The sequence below is a fragment of the Microaerobacter geothermalis genome (genome assembly GCF_021608135.1).
GTDB classification, from domain to species: Bacteria; Bacillota; Bacilli; order DSM-22679; family DSM-22679; genus Microaerobacter; species Microaerobacter geothermalis.
The window spans coordinates 1-3,817 of record NZ_JAKIHL010000072.1 but is presented as its reverse complement, the minus strand read 5'-3'; the positions used below and the strand labels follow the sequence as shown (position 1 = coordinate 3,817).

2 rRNA genes are annotated in these 3,817 nt (G+C 51.9%); both read right to left on the bottom strand.

Annotated features, from left to right (window positions below):
• Position 1: 1 nt before the first annotated feature.
• Positions 2 to 118: ribosomal RNA gene (gene rrf, locus L1765_RS15665) — 5S ribosomal RNA — on the bottom strand.
• A 110-nt stretch (positions 119 to 228) separates the two neighbouring features.
• A 23S ribosomal RNA gene (locus tag L1765_RS15660) occupies positions 229 to 3,709 on the bottom strand.
• Positions 3,710 to 3,817 lie beyond the last annotated feature (108 nt).

Genomic DNA, 3,817 nt, shown 5'->3' with positions numbered 1-3,817 from the left:
TGCCTGGCAACGTCCTACTCTCCCAGGACCTCCCGGTCCAAGTACCATCGGCGCTGGAGGGCTTAACGGTCGTGTTCGGGATGGGTACGCGTGTATCCCCTCCGCCATCATCACCAGACTTCTATACCTTTGGAACAAAATCTAGTTTACATCGTTTCTTCCCTTTTTTCAAGTGGCATTTTGTCCCTTCAAAACTAGATAAGGAAGAAAGTTCTTGAAGGGGTTTCTTAGGTTAAGCCCTCGACCGATTAGTATCCGTCAGCTCCATCCCTCACAGGACTTCCACTCCGGACCTATCTACCTCATCTTCTTTAAGGGGTCTTACTTTCCGGAGATCAGATGTCGGAAACCGGATGCCGGATACATGCTTTTTCTAAGAAGTTTTTATACCTTCTTTTTCTTTGCACGATCCTCTCCTTCGAAGCCTTTCTTTCATTCTGGCTTCTGGCTTCTGATCTCTGACCTCCGGAAAGGGGAAATCTCATCTCGAGGGGGGCTTCACGCTTAGATGCTTTCAGCGCTTATCCCTGCCACACTTAGCTACCCAGCGGTGCGCCTGGCGGCACAACTGGTACACCAGCGGTGTGTCCATCCCGGTCCTCTCGTACTAAGGACAGCTCCTCTCAAATTTCCTACGCCCGCGACAGATAGGGACCGAACTGTCTCACGACGTTCTGAACCCAGCTCGCGTGCCGCTTTAATGGGCGAACAGCCCAACCCTTGGGACCTACTTCAGCCCCAGGATGCGACGAGCCGACATCGAGGTGCCAAACCTCCCCGTCGATGTGGACTCTTGGGGGAGATAAGCCTGTTATCCCCAGGGTAGCTTTTATCCGTTGAGCGATGGCCCTTCCATTCGGTACCACCGGATCACTAAGCCCGACTTTCGTCCCTGCTCGACTTGTCGGTCTTGCAGTCAAGCTCCCTTCTGCCTTTACACTCTTCGCGCGATTTCCAACCGCACTGAGGGAACCTTTGGGCGCCTCCGTTACTCTTTAGGAGGCGACCGCCCCAGTCAAACTGCCCACCTGACACTCTCCCCCATCCAGCTCATGGACGTAGGTTAGAATTCCAATATCATCAGGGTGGTATCCCACCATCGCCTCCACACATCCTGGCGGACATGCTTCCAAGGCTCCCACCTATCCTGTACAAATCATACCAAAATTCAATATCAGGCTGCAGTAAAGCTCCATGGGGTCTTTCCGTCTTGTCGCGGGTAACCTGCATCTTCACAGGTATTACAATTTCACCGGGTCTCTGGCTGAGACAGTGTCCAAGTCGTTACGCCTTTCGTGCGGGTCGGAACTTACCCGACAAGGAATTTCGCTACCTTAGGACCGTTATAGTTACGGCCGCCGTTTACTGGGGCTTCGGTTCAGACCTTCGCTTGCGCTAAGCCCTCCCCTTAACCTTCCAGCACCGGGCAGGCGTCAGCCCCTATACTTCGCCTTGCGGCTTCGCAGAGACCTGTGTTTTTGCTAAACAGTCGCTTGGACCTCTTCACTGCGGCCCCCTCAGGCGTTCTACCCTAACGGGGCACCCCTTCTCCCGAAGTTACGGGGTCATTTTGCCGAGTTCCTTAGCCAGAGTTCTCCCGAGCGCCTTAGGATTCTCTCCTCGCCTACCTGTGTCGGTTTGCGGTACGGGCACCTGCTCCCTCGCTAGAGGCTTTTCTTGGCAGTGTGAGTTCAGGGACTTCGGTACTCTTTTTTTCCCTCCCCTTCACAGCTTAGCATCCCGCCAGGCGGATTTGCCTACCTGACTGCCTTACTGCTTGGACAGACTCTTCCATCCGTCTGCTTCCCCTACCCTCCTGCGTCACCCCTTCGCTCATGCGGTTCTCGGTGGTACAGGAATTTCAACCTGTTGTCCATCGTCTACGCCTTTCGGCCTCGACTTAGGTCCCGACTTACCCTGAGCGGACGAACCTTCCTCAGGAAACCTTAGGCTTTCGGCGGACAAGATTCTCACTTGTCTTTTCGTTACTCATACCGGCATTCTCACTTCCATGCGCTCCACCGCTCCTTTCGGTACGGCTTCTACGCCCATGGAACGCTCCCCTACCATCTCAGAGGTCAGATATCAGAAGCCGGAAGCCAGATTATTTCCATTTCTTATGAAGTATATATAGTTGCTTCCCTAATTCATCGTACTTCTGAAACAATTCCATATATTCTTCTCTTGGAATATAATCTAAATCTTTCCCGAACTCTAATAATACTTTTACTTCGTCTTTTGAGCCATGAGCCATCATAAGATATCTTTTGAAATCCGCTACTGAGCTTTTCTTTCCATATCCTTCTGCTATGTCTACTGGAATGGATATGGCTGCTCTTCGTAATTGACTTCCAAGTTCATATCTTTCGAAGTCTGGAAATGTTAAGGTTAGTCTGTGAACTTGAAGTGCTAAATCATATATACTTGATACACTCTCAAATCACGGTAACTTTCTATCAATTTTTACCTTCCTTCTCCGACTTCTGGCCTCTGATCTCTGACCTCTGGATCCATAGCTTCGGTGGTATGCTTAGCCCCGGTACATTTTCGGCGCAGAGTCACTCGACCAGTGAGCTATTACGCACTCTTTAAATGGTGGCTGCTTCTAAGCCAACATCCTGGTTGTCTGTGCAACTCCACATCCTTTCCCACTTAGCATACACTTTGGGACCTTAGCTGATGGTCTGGGCTGTTTCCCTCTCGACTACGGATCTTAGCACTCGCAGTCTGACTCCTAAGGATGAGTCCCTGGCATTCGGAGTTTGACTGAGTTCGGTAATCCTTGGCGGACCCCTAGCCCAATCAGTGCTCTACCTCCAGGTCTCTTCCCTTAAGGCTAGCCCTAAAGCTATTTCGGGGAGAACCAGCTATCTCCGAGTTCGATTGGAATTTCTCCCCTACCCACACCTCATCCCCTGGCTTTTCAACGCCAGTGGGTTCGGGCCTCCAGTAAGTGTTACCTCACCTTCACCCTGGACATGGGTAGATCACACGGTTTCGGGTCTACGACTACATACTCTCTCGCCCTCTTCAGACTCGCTTTCGCTGCGGCTCCGCTCCCTCGCTTAACCTCGCATGTAATCGTAACTCGCCGGTTCATTCTACAAAAGGCACGCCGTCATCCCTTAACGGACTCCGACTGTTTGTAGGCACACGGTTTCAGGTTCTCTTTCACTCCCCTCCCGGGGTGCTTTTCACCTTTCCCTCACGGTACTGGTTCTCTATCGGTCGCTAGGTAGTATTTAGCCTTAGGAGATGGTCCTCCCTGATTCCCACGGGATTCCTCGTGTCCCGCGGTACTCGGGGTCACATTCGGCTAGCTTCAGTTTTTGGCTACGTGACTCTTACACTCTCTGGTCAGCCTTTCCAGACTTCTTCGCCTAACCTCTGCTATCCCTTCTCTATGTGCCCCTCTACCCCGTGATCTCTCACGGTTTAGGCTCTTCCCCTTTCGCTCGCCGCTACTTCGGGAATCACTTTTGTTTTCTTTTCCTCAGGGTACTTAGATGTTTCAGTTCCCCTGGTCTGCCTCCATTCACCCTATGTGTTCAGGTGACGGTGCCGTCCTATGACAGACGGCGGGTTCCCCCATTCGGATATCCCCGGATCTACGCTTGCTTACAGCTCCCCGAGGCATTTCGGTGTTCGCCCCGTCCTTCGTCGGCTCCTAGCGCCTAGGCATCCTCCGTGCGCCCTTCGTAGCTTAACCTACTCTACACTCGTAAGATGTTCTCCTTCTTGCGCTCTGATGTACTCCGTCTTTCCCTTGTACATCTACTCCTTCTTTCTTCCTTTATCCAGTTTTCAAAGGACAATG